14 protein-coding genes are annotated in these 17,151 nt (G+C 72.4%); 7 read left to right on the top strand and 7 right to left on the bottom strand.

Annotated elements, in window-relative coordinates; genetic code table 11:
* Positions 1–13: 13 nt before the first annotated feature.
* Together TNCT1_RS26895 and TNCT1_RS26900 are read right to left on the bottom strand one after the other, a co-directional pair.
* Positions 14–1,402 carry a pitrilysin family protein gene (locus TNCT1_RS26895; RefSeq protein WP_143636739.1) on the bottom strand — a complete coding sequence of 463 codons (1,389 nt, stop codon included), beginning with the start codon at positions 1,400–1,402 and terminating at the stop codon, positions 14–16.
* Entirely contained in the window at positions 1,399–2,793 is a 1,395-nt protein-coding gene (locus tag TNCT1_RS26900) for a pitrilysin family protein (protein ID WP_143636741.1), read from the bottom strand. Before TNCT1_RS26900 ends, TNCT1_RS26895 begins: the two co-directional genes overlap by 4 nt.
* Positions 2,794–3,075: 282 nt before the next feature.
* On the opposite strand from TNCT1_RS26900, the gene TNCT1_RS26905 reads away from it, so the two are divergent.
* Positions 3,076–5,532 carry a DNA topoisomerase (ATP-hydrolyzing) subunit A gene (locus tag TNCT1_RS26905; RefSeq protein WP_143636743.1) on the top strand — a complete coding sequence of 819 codons (2,457 nt, stop codon included), beginning with the start codon at positions 3,076–3,078 and terminating at the stop codon, positions 5,530–5,532.
* Between the two features lie 27 nt (positions 5,533–5,559).
* Here the strand turns inward: TNCT1_RS26905 and TNCT1_RS26910 are convergent, their stop codons facing one another.
* Positions 5,560–6,636 carry a GTP-binding protein gene (locus TNCT1_RS26910; protein WP_143636745.1) on the bottom strand — a complete coding sequence of 359 codons (1,077 nt, stop codon included), beginning with the start codon at positions 6,634–6,636 and terminating at the stop codon, positions 5,560–5,562.
* Between the two features lie 359 nt (positions 6,637–6,995).
* On the opposite strand from TNCT1_RS26910, the gene TNCT1_RS36435 reads away from it, so the two are divergent.
* Positions 6,996–7,538, top strand: coding sequence for a DUF6082 family protein (locus tag TNCT1_RS36435; protein ID WP_235902920.1), 543 nt, complete (start codon positions 6,996–6,998; stop codon positions 7,536–7,538).
* A 234-nt stretch (positions 7,539–7,772) separates the two neighbouring features.
* Positions 7,773–8,009, top strand: a complete 237-nt coding sequence (locus TNCT1_RS26920) for a hypothetical protein (protein WP_143637101.1) — start codon at positions 7,773–7,775, stop codon at positions 8,007–8,009.
* Positions 8,010–8,133: 124 nt separating this feature from the next.
* Here TNCT1_RS26920 and TNCT1_RS26925 read toward each other — a convergent pair whose 3' ends face one another.
* Positions 8,134–9,297: a citrate synthase/methylcitrate synthase gene (locus tag TNCT1_RS26925; protein WP_143636747.1), complete on the bottom strand. Its 1,164-nt coding sequence runs from the start codon at positions 9,295–9,297 to the stop codon at positions 8,134–8,136.
* A gap of 114 nt (positions 9,298–9,411) precedes the next feature.
* Here TNCT1_RS26925 and TNCT1_RS26930 point away from each other — a divergent pair, with 114 nt between their 5' ends.
* The 4 genes from TNCT1_RS26930 (at position 9,412) to TNCT1_RS26945 (ending at position 14,172) form a co-directional block, all read left to right on the top strand.
* Positions 9,412–10,668, top strand: coding sequence for a citrate synthase (locus TNCT1_RS26930; protein WP_143636749.1), 1,257 nt, complete (start codon positions 9,412–9,414; stop codon positions 10,666–10,668).
* 82 nt (positions 10,669–10,750) lie between these two features.
* Positions 10,751–11,692, top strand: a complete 942-nt coding sequence (locus TNCT1_RS26935; protein ID WP_143636751.1) for a sucrase ferredoxin — start codon at positions 10,751–10,753, stop codon at positions 11,690–11,692.
* Positions 11,693–11,785: 93 nt separating this feature from the next.
* Positions 11,786–13,495 (top strand): sensor histidine kinase, encoded by a 1,710-nt coding sequence (locus TNCT1_RS26940; protein WP_143636753.1) that lies wholly within the window; start codon positions 11,786–11,788, stop codon positions 13,493–13,495.
* A complete protein-coding gene (locus TNCT1_RS26945; protein WP_143636755.1) occupies positions 13,492–14,172 on the top strand; it encodes a response regulator in 681 nt (226 codons plus the stop codon). Before TNCT1_RS26940 ends, TNCT1_RS26945 begins: the two co-directional genes overlap by 4 nt.
* 18 nt (positions 14,173–14,190) lie before the next feature.
* Here the strand turns inward: TNCT1_RS26945 and TNCT1_RS26950 are convergent, their stop codons facing one another.
* From TNCT1_RS26950 to TNCT1_RS26960, 3 genes are all read right to left on the bottom strand, one after another.
* Positions 14,191–15,246, bottom strand: coding sequence for an ABC transporter substrate-binding protein (locus tag TNCT1_RS26950; protein WP_143636757.1), 1,056 nt, complete (start codon positions 15,244–15,246; stop codon positions 14,191–14,193).
* An 87-nt stretch (positions 15,247–15,333) separates the two neighbouring features.
* Positions 15,334–16,197: an ABC transporter permease gene (locus TNCT1_RS26955; protein WP_143636759.1), complete on the bottom strand. Its 864-nt coding sequence runs from the start codon at positions 16,195–16,197 to the stop codon at positions 15,334–15,336.
* Positions 16,187–17,002, bottom strand: coding sequence for an ABC transporter ATP-binding protein (locus TNCT1_RS26960; protein WP_143636761.1), 816 nt, complete (start codon positions 17,000–17,002; stop codon positions 16,187–16,189). The genes TNCT1_RS26955 and TNCT1_RS26960 overlap by 11 nt, the downstream gene beginning before the upstream one ends.
* Positions 17,003–17,151 lie beyond the last annotated feature (149 nt).

Genomic DNA, 17,151 nt, shown 5'->3' on the forward strand with positions numbered 1-17,151 from the left:
TGAGCGTCCGGCGCTACTCGGCGGCGACGACGGTGACTTCGCCGATGCCGAGCGCCCGCACGGGCTCCTTGATCTGCGACGCGTCACCGACGAGGACGGTCACCAGGCCGTCCACCGGGAAGGCGCTGACGACCGCCGCGGTGGCCTCCACGGTGCCGGTGGCCGCGAGCTGCTGATACAGCGTCGCCTGGAAGTCGTCGGGCAGGTGCTGCTCGACCTGGTCGGCCAGGGTGCTCGCGACGGCCGCCGCGGTCTCGTACTTCAGCGGCGCCACGCCGACCAGGTTCTGCACGGCGACGTCCCGCTCGGCGTCGGTCAGGCCCTCGGCCGCGAGGGTGCGCAGCACCTTCCACAGGTCGTCGAGCGCCGGACCGGTGTTCGGGGTGTCGACGGAGCCGCTGATGGCGAGCATCGCGGCGCCGGTGCCGTCCGGGGCCGACCGCAGGACCTGCCCGAAGGCGCGCACGCCGTAGGTGTAGCCCTTCTCCTCGCGCAGGACGCGGTCCAGCCGCGAGGTGAGCGTGCCGCCGAGGCAGTAGGTGCCGAGCACCTGGGCGGGCCATACCCGGTCGTGCCGGTCGGGGCCGATGCGGCCGATGAGCAGCTGCGTCTGGACGGCGCCGGGCCGGTCGACGATGACGACACGGCCGGTGTCGTCGGCGGTCACCGGCGGCACCGGACGCGGCTCGGCGGCGGTGCCGGACCAGGCGCCCAGGGTGTCGGCGAGCAGGGCGTCCAGGTCGGTGCCGGTGAGGTCGCCGACCACGACGACGGTCGCCGTGGCGGGGCGCACGTGCCGGTCGTAGAAGGCGCGCACCGCGGCCGCGTCGATCTTCTCGACCGTCTCCTCGGTGCCCTGGCGCGGCCGCGACATGCGCGAGGTGGCCGGGAACAGCTCCTTGGAGAGCTCCTTCGCGGCCCGGCGCGAGGGGTTGGCCAGCTCGTGCGGGATCTCGTCCAGCCGGTTGCGCACCAGCCGTTCGACCTCGCTCGCGGCGAAGGCGGGGGCGCGCAGGGCGTCGGCGAGCAGGCCGAGTCCCTTGGCCAGGCGGGAGGCCGGCACCTCGAGGCTGAGCCGGACGCCGGGGTGGTCGGCGTGCGCGTCGAGCGTGGCGCCGGCCCGCTCCAGCTCGGCGGCGTACTCCTCGGCCGAGTGCTTGTCGGTGCCCTCGGAGAAGGCCCGCGCCATGATCGTGGCGACGCCGTCCAGACCGGCCGGCTCGGCGTCCAGGGGCGCGTCGAGCAGCACCTCGACGGCGACGACCTGCTGGCCGGGGCGGTGGCACCGCAGCACGGTCAGGCCGTTGTCCAGCGTGCCGCGCTCGGGGGCCGGGAACGCCCAGGGCCTGGCCTCGCCCGGCTGCGGCTGGGGGTGGAAGTCCATCGGGGCGAGCTCGCTCACTTGGCCGTCTCCTCGTTGTCGTGTCGGCCCTCCACGGTCGCCTCCGCCTCCGGGTCCTCGGGGACGCGTGCGTCCTCGACGGTCTCCGGGGACTTGGGCTCGTACACGAGGACGGCGCGGTTGTCCGGGCGCAGGCGCGCCTTGGCGACCGCCTGCACCTGCTCGGGGGTCACCTCCAGGACGCGCTCGACGGCCGTCAGGGCGAGCTGCGGGTCGCCGAACAGGACGGCGAACCGGCACAGTTCGTCCGCGCGGCCGGCGACCGTGCCCAGCCGGTCCAGCCACTCGCGCTCGAGCTGGGCCTGGGCGCGCTCCATCTCCTCGGGCGTGGGGCCCTCCTCGGCGAACCGGGCCAGCTCCTCGTCGATCGCGGCCTCGATCACCGGCACCTCGACGTCGCCGGAGGTCTTCACGTCCAGCCAGCCGAGCGAGGGCGCGCCGGCCAGCCGCAGCAGGCCGAAGCCGGCCGCGACGGCCGTACGGTCGCGGCGCACCAGCCGGTTGTAGAGCCGGGAGGACTCGCCGCCGCCGAGGACGGTCAGGGCCAGGTCCGCCGCGTCCGCCTCGCGGGTGCCGTCGTGCGGGAGCCGGTAGGCGGCCATCAGGGCGCGCGCCGGGACCTCCTCCTCGACGACCTCGCGGAGCTGGCCGCCGACGACCTCCGGCAGCGAGCCGTCGCGGGGCGCGGGCTTGCCGTCGTGGCCGGGGATGGAGCCGAAGTACTTCTCGATCCAGGCGAGGGTCTGCTTCGGATCGATGTCGCCGACCACGGACAGCACCGCGTTGTTGGGCGCGTAGTAGGTGCGGAAGAACTGACGCGCGTCCTCCAGGGTGGCCGCGTCCAGGTCCGCCATCGAGCCGATCGGCGTGTGGTGGTAGGGGTGGCCCTCCGGGTAGACCAGGGCGGTCAGCTTCTCGAAGGCGGTGCCGTAGGGGACGTTGTCGTAGCGCTGGCGGCGCTCGTTCTTGACGACGTCCCGCTGGTTCTCCATGGACTCCTCGTCCAGGGCGGCCAGCAGGGAGCCCATGCGGTCGGCCTCGAGCCAGAGCGCGAGCTCGAGCTGGTGGGCCGGCATGGTCTCGAAGTAGTTGGTGCGCTCGAAGCTCGTGGTGCCGTTCAGCGAGCCGCCGGCGCCCTGCACCAGTTCGAAGTGGCCGTTGCCCGTCACCTGCGCCGAACCCTGGAACATCAGGTGCTCGAAGAGGTGAGCCAGGCCGGTACGCCCCTTGACTTCGTGGCGGGAGCCGACGTCGTACCACAGGCAGACCGCCGCCACCGGAGTCAGGTGGTCCTCGGAGAGCACCACGCGAAGACCGTTGGCCAGGCGGTGCTCGGTCGCTGTCAGGCCCCCGGAGCCTGCCTCGGCTGTGGTCGTGTGACCCATGGGCATGTACGTCCCTTCGCGAGCGGAGGCGGTTGATGGAAACCGCGGTTTTCCTGCCGGTCCTGCCACTGTATGCAAGCGTGCGCGGCCTCGGCGAAGTTCCCGCCGGACGTACGCCCACAGCGGATCGCGTAGCCTGCGTCCCGCGTGCCGTGGGACGGCTTCCCGGCACCGGGCGAGACCGCGGGGGACCGGGTCGCGGCCCGGGTTGTCAGTGCCGCGGTCCACAATGGTCCGCGTCAGGTCCGTCAACCGCGAGCGAACAGAAATCTGGAGGAGCCGGCAGCGATGGCCCGCCGCAGCACGAAGACCCCGCCGCCCGACGATTCGTACGAGGAGAGGATCCTCGACATCGACGTCGTGGACGAGATGCGTGGCTCCTACCTCGAGTACGCGTACTCGGTCATCTACTCGCGCGCCCTGCCGGACGCCCGTGACGGACTCAAGCCCGTGCACCGCCGGATCGTCTACCAGATGAACGAGATGGGCCTGCGCCCTGACCGGAGCTACGTGAAGTGCGCCCGCGTCGTCGGCGAGGTCATGGGCAAGCTGCACCCGCACGGCGACTCCTCGATCTACGACGCCCTGGTGCGCATGGCGCAGCCGTTCTCGATGCGCGTCCCGCTGGTCGACGGCCACGGCAACTTCGGCTCGCTGGGCAACGACGACCCGCCGGCCGCCATGCGGTACACCGAGTGCCGCATGACCGAGGCGACGAGCCTGATGACCGAGTCGATCGACGAGGACACGGTCGACTTCGCGCCCAACTACGACGGCCAGGAGCAGGAGCCGGTGGCGCTGCCGGCCGCCTTCCCGAACCTGCTGGTCAACGGTTCCTCGGGCATCGCGGTCGGCATGGCGACGAACATGCCGCCGCACAACCTGCGCGAGGTCGTGGCGGCGGCCCGCCATCTGATCAGGTACCCGAACGCGGACCTGGACGCGCTGATGAAGCACGTCCCGGGCCCCGACCTGCCCACCGGCGGCCGAATCGTCGGCCTGGACGGCATCCGGGACGCGTACGCGTCGGGACGCGGCACGTTCAAGATCCGGGCGACGGTCGCCGTCGATACCGTGACCGCCCGCCGCAAGGGCCTCGTCGTCACCGAGCTGCCCTTCGCGGTCGGCCCGGAGAAGGTCATCGCCAAGATCAAGGACCTGGTCAACTCGAAGAAGGTCCAGGGCATCGCCGACGTCAAGGACCTCACCGACCGTGAGCACGGGCTGCGCCTGGTCATCGAGATCAAGAACGGCTTCGTGCCGGAGGCGATCCTGGAGCAGCTCTACAAGCTGACGCCGATGGAGGAGTCCTTCGGCATCAACAACGTCGCGCTGGTCGACGGCCAGCCGCTCACGCTGGGTCTGAAGGAGCTGCTGGAGGTCTACCTCGACCACCGTTTCGACGTGGTCCGGCGCCGCAGCGAGTTCCGCCGCGGCAAGAAGCGCGACCGGCTGCACCTGGTCGAGGGCCTGCTCACCGCCCTGGTCGACATCGACGAGGTCATCCGGCTGATCCGGTCCAGCGAGAACTCCGCGCAGGCCAAGCAGCGCCTGATGGAGCGGTTCTCGCTGAGCGACGTCCAGACGCAGTACATCCTCGACACGCCGCTGCGCCGGCTCACCAAGTACGACCGCATCGAGCTGGAGGCGGAGAAGGACAAGCTCACCGCGGAGATCGAGGAGCTGACCCGGATCCTGGAGTCGGACGCGGAGCTGCGCAAGCTGGTCTCGGCCGAACTGGCCGCCGTGTCCAAGAAGTTCGGCACCGACCGACGCACGGTCCTGCTGGAGTCCGCGGGCACGCCGGTGGCCGCGGTGCCGCTCCAGGTCGCCGACGACCCGTGCCGGGTGATGCTGTCCTCGACGGGTCTGCTGGCCCGTACGGCGTCCGACGAGCCGTTCGCGGAGGCGGCCGGCGCCAAGCGCGTGAAGCACGACGTGATCCTCTCGGTGGTCCCCGCCACGGCGCGCGGCGAGATCGGCGCGGTGACCTCTGCGGGCCGGCTGCTGCGGATCAACGTCGTCGACCTTCCGCAGCTGCCCGCGGCCGCGACGGCGAACCTGTCCGGAGGGGCGCCGCTGGCGGAGTTCGTCTCCCTGGAGGACGACGAGACGGTGGTCTGCCTGGCCACGCTGGACGAGTCGTCCCCGGGCCTCGCGCTCGGCACGGCGCAGGGTGTCGTCAAGCGCGTGGTGCCCGACTACCCGTCCAACAAGGACGAGTTGGAGGTCATCACGCTCAAGGAGGGCGACCGGATCGTCGGCGCGGTGGAGCTGCGCACCGGCGAGGAGGACCTGGTGTTCATCACGGACGACGCGCAGCTTCTGCGCTTCCAGGCGTCCGCCGTGCGCCCGCAGGGCCGGCCGGCCGGCGGCATCGCGGGCATCAAGCTGGCCGAGGGCGCCAAGGTCATCTCGTTCACGGCGGTCGACCCGGCCGTCGACGCGGCGGTCTTCACGGTGGCGGGCTCGCGCGGCACGCTGGACGACTCGGTGCAGACGACGGCCAAGCTGACCCCGTTCGACCAGTACCCGCGCAAGGGCCGCGCCACCGGCGGCGTGCGCTGCCAGCGGTTCCTGAAGGGCGAGGACTGCCTGTCGCTGGCCTGGGCGGGCCCCGTCCCGGCGCGGGCGGCGCAGAAGAACGGCACCCCGGTGCAGCTCCCGGAGCCGGACCCGCGCCGCGACGGCTCGGGCACGTCGCTGCCGAAGACGGTGGCGGTGGTCGCGGGACCGGTGGCGTAGGGCGCCCGCCCGCGCGCCCCGCGGCCGCTACGCCCCGTAGGTCTCCGTGCCCGGCTCCTCCTCGGAGCCGGGCACGTAGCGCAGGACGCCCCACATGCCGTGCTCGTCGGCGTGCGGGGCGTCGTTCCCGCACGCCTCGAGTTCCTTGTGGAGGGCGTCCGCGTCGATGCCCGAGCCGATCAGCACGAGCTGGGTGCGGCGGGAGCCGGCCGCCGGCCAGGGCTCGGGCCGAAAGCGCAGGAACCGGCCCACGGCGTGCACGGCGTACCGGTTGAGGGGGTCGTACGGCCCGAAGTCGACGTATCCCTTGATCCGGTAGAGCCCCTCGGGGCGGCTGTCCAGGAAGCGCATCAGCCGGCGGGGGTCCATCGGCGGCCCGGAGGCGAAGGACAGGCTGTCGTAGCCGGTGTGCAGGTGGCCGGCGTGGTCGTCGTCGCGGTGCTCGTGCAGGTCGTCGAAGGAGAGCTGGCCGATGCGCTCCTCGCTCGGCCGGCAGTCGAAGAGGAACTCCGGGTCGACACGGCCGTAGGTGGCGGGGAGGACCGCGGCCCGGTCGGTGAGCGAGCGGACCAGCGCGAGCACCCGGCCGGCGTCCGGAGCCCGGTCCAGCTTGTTGACCACGACCAGGTCGGCCAGGGCCAGATGCCGGTCGATCTCCGGGTGCCTGGTGCGGGTGTCGTCGAACTCGGCGGCGTCGACGACCTCGACGAGGCCGCCGTAGACGATCCCCGGGTGCTCGCTGGCCAGCACCATCCGCACCAGTTCCTGCGGCTCGGCGAGTCCACTGGCCTCGATGACGATGACGTCGACGCCGGCGGCGGGCGCGGCCAGCCGGTCCAGGTAGACGTCGAGTTCGCTCGCGTCGACGGCACAGCACAGGCAGCCGTTGCCGAGCGAGACGGTCGAGTCGCCGAGGGCGCCGGCCACCGCCATCGCGTCGATCTCGATGGCGCCGAAGTCGTTGACGATCGCCCCGATGCGGCTGCCTCCGCTGTGGTGCAGCAGGTGGTTGAGGAGCGTGGTCTTGCCGGAGCCCAGGAATCCGGCGAGCACGACCACCGGGATCTGCTGCGGGCTGCGGCTGTTCGCCGGGCTGTTCCCCAACGGGCGACCTCTCTCACGCGGACGCGCACGCCGGATCGTGGCCCGGCGCGCGGACGGAAACTGACTGGGCGACCAGGATACGAGCGGGCTGAAACCCGGCGAAGTGAACGATTGTCGGCAGGCCGCGCCGGGCACACGTTGGACAAGGCGCCGGAGTGTGCGACCCTCGCATCCCTCCGTGCGCCTTCTCTCCGCCTCCCCGCCGGTCAGAGCCGCTCGGCACTCTGGGAGACGGCAAGCGCCGCCCTTAGCTCGCCGGTCCCCTACCGTCGACCCGCACTCCGACGACCGGCGGACGGCCGCCTGATTCGGGGGTTGACATGGCCACACAATTTTTTGGTTCCCAGGGGCCGTCGCGCATGGCGGCCGCCCTCGCGCTCTCGGTGGCCGGCACCGTGACCTCGTTCCTCGTCCACCGCCGGGCCGTGGACGCCCTCTCCCGCGCCGGCGTCGAGGTGCTGCGCCGTCTGGACGCCCTCGAGGAACAGCGCCGGGAGGCCTCCCGGCACGAGGACCGCGTCGAGTACCAGCGGGAACACCGGCGGCTGCTGCTGACCGCGATGGAGGACCGGGATCTGCTGCCCCTGCTGGACGCCTACGAGGGCGACCTGCCGCCCGAGGTCCAGAAGCAGTACCTGTTCGCCAACACCCTGTACGTGCACGCCGTGCACGGCCACCGGATCGGTCTGTTCGGCGCGGCCGAACTGCGCGGGCACCTGCGGGGTCTCTTCCAGAGCCGGACGATGCGCGCCTACTGGGAGGCCACCCGCCATCACCGTGCGACCCTGCCGCCCGACTCGGAGGAGGCCCGGATCGGCCGCATGACCGACGACCTGCTGGCCGAGCTGGACGACGCGGACACGGACGAGTGGTGGGTGGTGGGCGGCACCGACGACGACTGACACGGTGTCACCCCGCGTTCTCACGACATCATTCACCCGGATTCACTCGTTCGGCGGTCGAAGTCCGTCGCCGGAGCGCGATCAGTGCGGCTAGGTTGTCCCCACCTGCCTGGCGCACACCCCGCTCGCCTCTCCAGCAGGCCTTTCCACGTCCTCGCCGCCCCGGGCGCACCCCTTCCGGCGGCCGGCCGGGGGCAGCCACTGACCATGAACCAACCAAGGACCGGGATCCACTTGAAGATCGTGCGCCGCATCGGTGTCCCACCTCGTGACAGAGGCAGCGTCAACGGGCAGACCTGCCCGGACATCTTTGAACTGCAGGACGGCAGTTTCGCCGTGATCGGCACCGACCGGACGGCCCAGCTCGACGCCGAGCTGCCCGCCGACGCGGCACGTGCCGACCACGAGCGCATCGTGGTGATCGACCGCGAGACGCTGCTGCGCGCGAAGGCCGACATCCCGGACGCCTGAGGCCTCCCGTCCGGACGATGCCGAACCCACGGCGCCCTCCCCGCCGGTCCGGCGGCCGCGGGGTGCCGGGCTCGGCCCGGGGCGGCCAGGGGTGGGCCGAGGGCCGCGGGGTGTCCTCGTCGTCTCAGGCCGCCGGCGGCACCGCGACCGGCGGCTCCGGACCGACGTACCGGGCGACCGGCCGGATGATCTTCGGATCCGCCGCCTGCTCCAGGACGTTGGCGCTCCAGCCCACCACCCGGGCGGCCGCGAAGGTGGGGGTGAACATCTCCCGGGGCAGGCCGCACAGTTCCATGACCACGCCCGCGTAGTACTCGACGTTGGTGTGCAGTTCGCGGCCCGGTTTCAGCTCGGCCAGAACCGCCTCGACGTGCTTCTCGACCTCGACGGCCAGGTCGACGCGCGGGCCGCCGAAGCCGAGGGCGATCTCCCGCAGCATCCGGGAACGGGGGTCCTCCGTGCGGTAGACCGCGTGGCCGAAGCCCATCACGCGGTCACCGGCGAGGACCCGCTCCCTGATCCATGCGTCGGCCCGGTCCGGCGTTCCGATGGCGTCCAGGGTGTCGAGCGCGCGGCTCGGCGCCCCGCCGTGCAACGGCCCGGACAGGGCGCCCACGGCTCCCGCGAGACAGGCCGCCACATCGGCGCCCGTGGAGGCGATCACCCGTGCGGTGAACGTCGACGCGTTGAAGCCGTGGTCGATCGTTGAGATGAGGTATTGCTCGACGGCCCGGGCCCGCCGCGGGTCCGGCTCCTCGCCGGTGAGCATGTACAGGTAGTTCGCCCCGTACGGCAGGTCCTCGCGGGGCTCCACCGGCTCCAGGCCCCGCCCGAGCCGGTGGAGCGCGGTCAGCAGCGTGGGCACGGCCGCGCAGGCGGCGATCGTGTCGGCACGCCGCTGCTCCGGGTCCGTGTCGTAGACCGGGCGGAACCCGCGGGCGGCTCCCAGCAGCGAGAGCGCGGTGCGCAGACCGGCCAGCGGCCCGGAGCCGCGGCCGGCCGCCGCGACGGCGGGCAGGGCCGCGCCGACCTCCGCGGGCAGCCGGCGCAGCTTCGCGGTCTCGGCGGCGAAGGACGCGGCTCGCTCGGGCTCCGGCAGGGCACCGTGCACCAGGAGGTGCCAGACGTCCTCGAAACCGCGGGTCCGCGCGAGCTCGACGGCCGAGTACTGCCGGTAGTGGTAGAAGCCCTCGATACCCCGGACATCCCCGACCCGGGTGTCGGTGACGACGACCCCCGCGAGGCCACGCGGTACCTCGACCCGGGGTGCGGTCCTGTTGACGGACATGGTGTCTCCTCCTTGGTCTCGATCCGACTGTCCATGCTTGACTTAATCCGTGTCAATATTGATTCTGTCAACATGTACCGATCAAGGTATGAAGAGACAGCTACGGTGGCCTCCATGCGCGATCACGAACCCGCTCACGACCGGCGTCCCGGACGAAGGCTGAGCACCAGGGAGACCGCCGAACTGCTCGGCGTGAAGCCGGAGACGGTGTACGCCTACGTGAGCCGCGGCCTGCTGAGCAGCAGACGCGAACCCGGCGGCCGCGCCAGCACCTTCGACGCGAAGGACGTCGAGGCGCTCGCCCGGCGCAACCGCCGGGAGGCCGCGGGGAGTCCGGGCTCCGGAGGCGACCTGTCCGTACGGACCCGCATCACCCTCATCGAGGAGGACCGCTACTACTTCCGCGGCGTGGACGCCACGGAGCTGGCCGCACGGCACTCCTACGAGGAGGTCGCGGAGTGGCTGTGGACGGGCCGGCTGACGCCGGGCACGGCCTTCACCGCACCCGGGACCACCGTCGAGGTCGCCCGCCGCGCCGTGAACGCCCTCCCGGGGCACACCTCACCGGCCGACCGGCTGCGGGTGGCGGCCATCGCCGCGGCGGCCGAGGACCCGCTGCGCTTCGACCTCTCCGAGGAGAGCGTGCTGGGTACCGGGCGCATCCTCATCCCCACGCTCGTGGCCGCGCTGCCGCCCGTCCGGCACGACCACGAGGACGGCGGCCCGCTGGCTCACCGCCTGTGGGGCCGCCTGACCGGCCGCCGCCCCGACGACGCCTCGCTGCGCGTCCTGGACACCGCCCTCGCCCTCCTCGCCGATCACGACCTGGCCGCCTCCACGCTCGCGGTGCGGGTCGCCGCCTCGGCCCGCGCGCACGCGTACGCGGCCGTGTCGGCGGGGCTCGGCGTCCTGGAGGGCCCGCTGCACGGCGCCGCGAGCGGTCTCGCCCACCGGATGCTGCTCGACGTCCTTGACCAGGGCACCGCGGTCCCGGTGATCGCGGACGAGCTGCGGGCCGGGCGCCGTGTCCCCGGGCTGGGCCACCCGCTCTACACCGGCGAAGACCCCCGCGCGCGCGTGCTGTTCGCACTGCTGGAGCAGGTGCCGCAGGCGGAGCCCGCGCTCCTCGCCGCGCGCGACGTCGTCGCCACCACCGCGCGGCACGCTCCGCTGCACGCCAACGTCGACCTCGCGCTCGCGGTGTTCACCGTCTCCAGCGGCATGCCCGCCACCGCCGGGGAGACCATCTTCGCGGTCGCCCGTACCGCGGGCTGGATCGCCCACGCCCTGGAGGAGTACGGCGAACGCCCGCTGCGCATGCGCCCGAGCGGTCACTACGTCGGCCCGCGTCCCCCGCAGCCCCTGCCGTAGGAGGCCGTCCGTGCCTGCGGCTCGGCGGACACGGGGCCCGGCCGGAAGTCGCCCCAGGGAGAGTCAGGTTAGGCTCACCTCTGTGAGTAGGTGTGCGACCGTCTCCCGGAGTCTCGACGAGCCCGTGTCCGCCACGGCCGCCACGGCGACGACGTGGCTGCTGCTGGAGCAGTCCGGGCCCTGGGGCGCCAAGGCGCTCACTTCGAGCCATCTCGACCCCGCGCTCGGCCGCGCGCTGGAGGCCGCCGCCGAGGGGACCGGCGTCCGCGTCGCGCTCATCCGGCGCCCCGGCCGGCACGCCGACCCCGGCACCCCGGAACCGCGGCAGGTGTACGCGGCCCACACCGTCCCCGGGAACGTATGGCTGCACAGCGCCACCGCCGACGACCCGCGCCGTCTGCTGGACCTCGACCTCGCCGCGCTCGGCGCCGGCGACCACCGCTCCTTCGGCACCGCGCTCGGCGGCGCGCCGCACACCGGCGACCCGCTCGCCCTCGTCTGCACCAACGGCAAGCGTGACCGCTGCTGCGCCCTCCTCGGCCGTCCGCTGGCGGCGGAGCTGGCCGCCTCCGGCGTGCGGGGCGTCTGGGAGGTCACCCATCTGGGTGGTCACCGTTTCTCCCCGACGGTGCTCGTGCTGCCGTACGGCTACTCCTACGGCCGGGTGGAGGCGGACACGGTCGAGGCGGCCCTGCGGGGCGTGCGGGAGGGGAGCGTGGTGCTGGAGGGCTGCCGCGGGTGCTCCGCCTGGGAACGGCCGGGCCAGACCGCCGAGCTGGCCGTGCGTTCGGTGGCGGGGGTCCGCCGGGCCGGCGCGCTGAGGGTCGTGCGGACCGAGGGCAGGGCGCCCCGCTGGCAGGTCACCGTCGCGCACGCCGACGGCCGCCGCTGGCGCGTCTCGGTGGCGCAGGGCGCGTCGCTGCCGCCGCGCCCCGAGAGCTGCGGCGCCGAGGTGCTCGGCGCGCCGGCGCGCATGGACGTGGTCGCGGTGCGCGAGCTCGGGACGACCGCGCTGGCGAGCTGAGACCCGGCGTCACCGGCCCCGCGCGGAAGAGGGCGGGAGATCCGTGCCACACCCGCTGGGGGCGGCCAGGCTCGCCCACGTACCGTCTTGGGCATGAGCCCCAGTCTCCCCGTACGCCGCCTGCGCCTCGGCCTGCCCCGGCGGGTGTTCTCGCAGGTGCTGCTAATGCAGGTGGCGATCGCCGCGGGAGTCGCGGTGCTCGCGACGGGGCTGTTCCTGGCACCGCTCAGCAAGCAGCTGGACCAGGAGGCGATGCGCCGGGCGCTGGCCATCGCCCAGACCACGGCGCAGGACCCGGAGATCGCCGAGGGCGTGCTGACCACCCCGCCGAGCCGGAACGGCCCGGTGCAGGAGAAGGCCGAGCGGATCCGGCACGCCACCAACGCCGAGTACATCGTGGTGCTGGACCGCCACTGGGTGCGCTGGTCGCACCCCACGCCCGAGCGGATCGGCCAGCGCGTCTCCACCGATCCCCGGGACGCGCTGGGCGGCCGCGATGTCATGGAGATCGACCGGGGCACCCTGGGCCGCTCCGCGCGCGGGAAGGTGCCGCTGTACGACGCCGACCACCGGATCATCGGGGCGGTGTCGGTCGGCATCGCCTACGACAGCGTGCGCGCCCGCCTGCTCGCCGCGATACCGGGGCTGCTCGCGTACGCGGGCGGAGCCCTCGCGGTGGGCGCGCTGGCCGCCTGGCTGATCTCCCGCCGGGTGCAGCGCCAGACCCGCGACCTGGCCTTCTCCGACATATCGGCGCTGCTCGCCGAGCGCGAGGCGATGCTGCACGGCATCCGGGAAGGCGTGGTCGCCCTCGACCGCGGCGGCCGCATCCGCCTGCTGAACGACGAGGCGCGGCGGCTGCTCGGGATCGGTGACGAGGCCGTCGGCAAGTCGCTGGACGAGGCACTGGGCGAGGGCCGCACAGCCGCCGTCCTGGCCGGCCGGGTGACCGGCACCGATCTGCTGACCGTGCGCGGGCAGCGCGTCCTGGTCGCCAACCGCATGCCCACCGATGACGGGGGCGCCGTGGCCACCCTGCGCGACCGCACGGAGCTGGAGCAACTGGGCCGTGAACTCGACTCAACCCGCGGTCTGATCGACGCGCTGCGCGCGCAGGACCACGAACACGCCAACCGCATGCACACCCTGCTCGGCCTGCTGGAGCTGGAGATGTACGACGACGCCGTGGAGTTCGTCGGCGAGGTGGTCGGGGACCACCGGGTCACCGCCGAGCAGGTCACGGAGAAGATCCAGGATCCGCTGCTGGCCGCCCTGCTGGTCGGCAAGGCGACCGTCGCCGCCGAGCGCGGCGTCGCCCTGTGGGTGTCGGAACGCACCCGGCTCCCGGACCGGCTCGTCGACCCGCGGGGACTGGTGACGGTCGTGGGGAACCTGGTGGACAACGCGCTGGACGCGGTCGCGGGCACCCCGCACGCGCGCGTGGAGGTCGAGTTGCGCACCGAGGGCCGCACGGTCGTGCTCAGGGTGCGCGACACCGGGCCCGGCATCCCGGCGGACCAGCGGGAGCTGGTCTTCACCGACGGGTGGTCGACCAAGAAGCCGCCCGCGCACGGCAAGCGGGGCCTGGGCCTGCCGCTGGTGCGCCGGCTCGCCGAACGGCAGGGCGGCGGAGCGACGGTGGGCACGGCGGACGGCGGCGGCGCGGAGTTCACCGTCGTACTGCCCGAGGCGCTGACCGACGCGCTCGGCGGGCCGGAGGAGGAACCCGCGCCCGGCGGGACGGACACGTCGGAGGCGGGCACGGCCGGGGTGCCGGCCCAGGCCGCGGAGGAGGCACGGTGATCGAGGTCCTGGTCGTGGACGACGACATCCGCGTCGCCCGGGTCAACGCCGCCTACGTCGAGAAGGTGCCCGGCTTCCACGTGGCCGGCGAGGCGCACAACGCGGCCGAGGCGCTGCGCCGGCTGGACTCGCTGCCCCGGCTCGACCTGGTCCTCATGGACCACTACCTGCCGGACGACACCGGGCTCGCGGTCGTCCGGGAGATGCGCCGGCGCGGCCACCAGACCGACGTCATCATGGTGACGGCCGCGCGGGACGTCTCGACCGTCCAGGCGGCCATGCGGCACGGTGCCCTGCAGTACCTGGTGAAGCCGTTCGCGTTCGCGGGACTGCGCGCCAAGCTGGAGGCGTACGCCGTGCTGCGCCGCAAGCTGGACGGCGGGGGTGAGGCCGAACAGGCCGAGGTGGACCGCATCTTCGGCGCCCTGTCCGTGCCGTCGGAGCCCGGGCTGCCCAAGGGGCACTCCCCCACCACGGCCGAGCTGGTGCGCCGGGCCCTGGTGCAGGCCGAAGGCGCCCTGTCCGCGCAGGAGATCGCCGAGCTGACCGGAGTGAGCCGGCAGACCGCCCAGCGTTACCTCAAGCTCCTGGAGCGGACCGGACGGGCCCGGCTGACCCTGAGGTACGGCGACGCGGGCCGCCCGGAACACCGTTACGTGTGGGCGGCCCGCGCCTGAGCGGGTCGGTCGCGGACGCTACTTGGCGGCCTCGACGAACTCGGTGGTGTACGTCTTCTTCAGGTCCACCTTGGCGTTCTTGATGTTGGGGTTGAACGCCTTGAGGACCTTCTCGACGGTCTCGGGGCCGTTCGCCGGCATCACGCCGTCCTTGGTGAACATCGGCAGCGTGCTCTTGATGGCGTCCGCGTAGAGCGCCTTGTCGCCCTGGGAGTAGTCGGCGGGCATCTTGGCGGCGATGTCGGCGGCGCTGTGGGTGGACATCCACTTGAGCGTCTTGACGAAGGCGTTGGCCAGCTTCTGGACGGTGTCCTTGTGGCTGTTCACCCACTCCGTCTGCATGTACAGGCTGGACGACGGGTACGGCCCGCCCAGCGCCTCCTGGGAGCCCTCGGGGGTGCGCATGTCGAGGAGGATCTTCCCGGCCTTCTTGTCCAGGATGGTGGCGACGGTCGGGTCGGTGGTCATACCGGCGTCGATCGAGCCCTGCTGCAGCGCCGCGATGAAGGTGGGGCCGGCGCCCACGGCGACCGGGGTGAACTCGCTGACGTTCACGCCGTTCTTGACCGCGAGGTACTTGGTGAGGAAGTCGGTCGACGATCCGAGACCCGTGACGCCGAGCTTCCTGCCCTTGAAGTCCTTCGGCGAGGTGACGTCCCCCGCGCTCTTGCTCGAGACCACCTCCACCTCGCCGGGGGCGTGCGAGAACTGCACGACGGACTCCACCTCCTTGCCCTTCGTCTGCAGGTCGAGGGTGTGGTCGTAGAAGCCGACGGCGCCCTGGACCTGGCCGGAGACCAGCGCGGTCTCGGCCTGGACGCCGGCGGGCTCGCTGAGCAGTTCCACGTCGAGGCCCTCGGCGCCGAAGTAGCCCAGGCGCTGGGTGAGCATGGCCGGCAGATAGATGACCTTGTCCAGGCCACCGACCATGATCTTGACCTTCGTGCCCTTGCCGTCGCCCTTGCCGCCGGCGGCCGAGGTGCTGCTCGCCGCGTCATTGGCGCAGGCGGTGAGCGAGGAGAGGGCCAGCAGGCCGGAGACGGCGAGCGAGGCGTATCTGGCGGTCTTGCGCATGGAGGTTCACGTCCTTGTGAGTGTGCGGGGAGGAGCAGATGCGTACGACGGCGCCGCGGCTGCACGACAGCGCCGGGCGGGCCGGGCTCAGTGGTCGGAGCCCGCCGGCTTCCAGCGGAAGATGCGTCGTTCGGCGAAGGTCAGCAGGCCCTCGGCGAGGAGCGCGACGACCGCGAGGATGACCATCGCGGCGTAGACGCCGGCGGCGTTGAAGGTGCCCTGTGACGCGGCGACGAGCAGGCCGATGCCCTTCGTGGCGCCGATGTACTCGCCGACGATGGCGCCGATGAGGGCGAAGCCGAAGCTGACGTGGAGGCTGGTGAAGATCCACGAGGTCGCCGACGGCACGACCACCTGAAGCGTCACCTTGCGGTCACTCGCGCCGAGGATGCGGGCGTTGGCGACCAGGTTGCGGTCGACCTCACGGGCGCCCTGGAAGGCGTTGAAGAACACCGGGAAGAACACCAGCACCACGGCCGACGCGACCTTGGAGGCGGGACCGAGGCCGAACCAGATCACGAAGATCGGCGCCAGGACGATCCTGGGCAGGGAGTTGAGGACCTTGATGTACGGGCCGAGGACATCGGCGAGGAAGGCGATCCGCCCGAGAGCGATACCGAACACCACACCGGCGACGACGCCGATGCCCCAGCCCAGCAGCGCCTCGTGCAGCGTGTACCAGACCTGCTCGCCCAGCGAGCCCTGTGCCGTCCCGTGCATCACCCAGGTGCTGATCTGGTCCCAGATCTTCGAGGGCATCGAGAAGTTGAACGGATCGATGACCTCGGCCCGGGACAGCACCTCCCACAGGCCGAGCACGACCACCAGGAGGAGCACCCGCGCGGCGGTGACGACCACCTTGCGTCTGCGGGCGGCCTGGGCCCGCGACTCCGCGCGGCCCGGAGCCTTCACCGTGTCGACGACCGGCGTGCTGAGCACCTCAGGCGACATTGGCGGCACCCCTTTCCCGGGTGATGCGGACCTCTTCGCCGAGCGACTCCCAGATCTCGCGGTAGATCTCGATGAACCGCGGCTCGAGCCGGATCGACTCGACCTTGCGCGGCCTGGGCAGATCGATGTCGAAGACATGCTTGACAGTCGCGGGCCCCGCGGTCATCACGACGACCTTGTCGGCCAGCGCGATCGACTCCTCGAGGTCGTGGGTGACGAAGACGACCGAGGCGCCCGTGCCCTCCCACAGCTCCAGCAGTTCGTCCGACATCAGTGCCCGGGTCTGCACGTCGAGCGCCGAGAACGGCTCGTCCATCAGCAGGATCTCGGGGTCGTTGACGAAGGTGGCGGCGAGGGCGACGCGCTTGCGCTGGCCGCCGGAGAGCTGGTGCGGGTAGCGGTCCTCGAAGGCCGCGAGGCCGACCCGGGCCAGCCACTCGCGTGCCTTCTCCTTGGCCTCCGCCTTGGGCACGCCCCGGAAACGGGGGCCGGCCATCACGTTGGACAGCACCGTCCGCCAGGGAAAGGTGGCGTCCTGCTGGAAGACGAAACCGACCTTGTCACCGACGCCGTCGACCGGCTCCCCGGCCACCAGCACCTCGCCCTCGCTGGGCTCCTCCAGGCCGCTGACCAGGGTCAGCGTGGTGGACTTCCCGCAGCCGGTCGGACCGACGACGGCCACGAACTCGCCGCGCTGCACGGTGAGGTCCAGGCCGCGCACGGCCGTGTGCAGACCCCCCGACGGGGTCCTGAAGGTTTTGCTCGCGCCCCGTAGCTCGATGGCGGGGCTGGTGTCTGTGCTCATGGCCCGGGACGGTAGATGTGGCCCCCGCCACAGCAGCAGTCTTGTGAGCACATGCCGTTCTTTTGCTCGCAAGCACCTGTTGTGCTCATTTTGCTCGCGTTAGAACTGCGGAGCCGAAACACGGGCTTAACGCTCGCCGGCCTTGGAGG

The sequence above is a fragment of the Streptomyces sp. 1-11 genome, assembly GCF_007176755.1.
Classification (GTDB): Bacteria; Actinomycetota; Actinomycetes; order Streptomycetales; family Streptomycetaceae; genus Streptomyces.

Bases quoted from the DNA above. Each gene is read 5' to 3' on its own strand.
- TNCT1_RS36435 (WP_235902920.1), top strand. From the start codon at position 6,996: ATGGCGGCCGCCCTCGCGCTCTCGGTGGCCGGCACCGTGACCTCGTTC.
- TNCT1_RS26940 (WP_143636753.1), top strand. From the start codon at position 11,786: ATGAGCCCCAGTCTCCCCGTACGCCGCCTGCGCCTCGGCCTGCCCCGG.
- TNCT1_RS26900 (WP_143636741.1), bottom strand. From the start codon at position 2,793: ATGCCCATGGGTCACACGACCACAGCCGAGGCAGGCTCCGGGGGCCTG.
- TNCT1_RS26925 (WP_143636747.1), bottom strand. From the start codon at position 9,297: ATGTCCGTCAACAGGACCGCACCCCGGGTCGAGGTACCGCGTGGCCTC.
- TNCT1_RS26905 (WP_143636743.1), top strand. From the start codon at position 3,076: ATGGCCCGCCGCAGCACGAAGACCCCGCCGCCCGACGATTCGTACGAG.
- TNCT1_RS26960 (WP_143636761.1), bottom strand. From the start codon at position 17,002: ATGAGCACAGACACCAGCCCCGCCATCGAGCTACGGGGCGCGAGCAAA.
- TNCT1_RS26930 (WP_143636749.1), top strand. From the start codon at position 9,412: ATGCGCGATCACGAACCCGCTCACGACCGGCGTCCCGGACGAAGGCTG.
- TNCT1_RS26955 (WP_143636759.1), bottom strand. From the start codon at position 16,197: ATGTCGCCTGAGGTGCTCAGCACGCCGGTCGTCGACACGGTGAAGGCT.
- TNCT1_RS26950 (WP_143636757.1), bottom strand. From the start codon at position 15,246: ATGCGCAAGACCGCCAGATACGCCTCGCTCGCCGTCTCCGGCCTGCTG.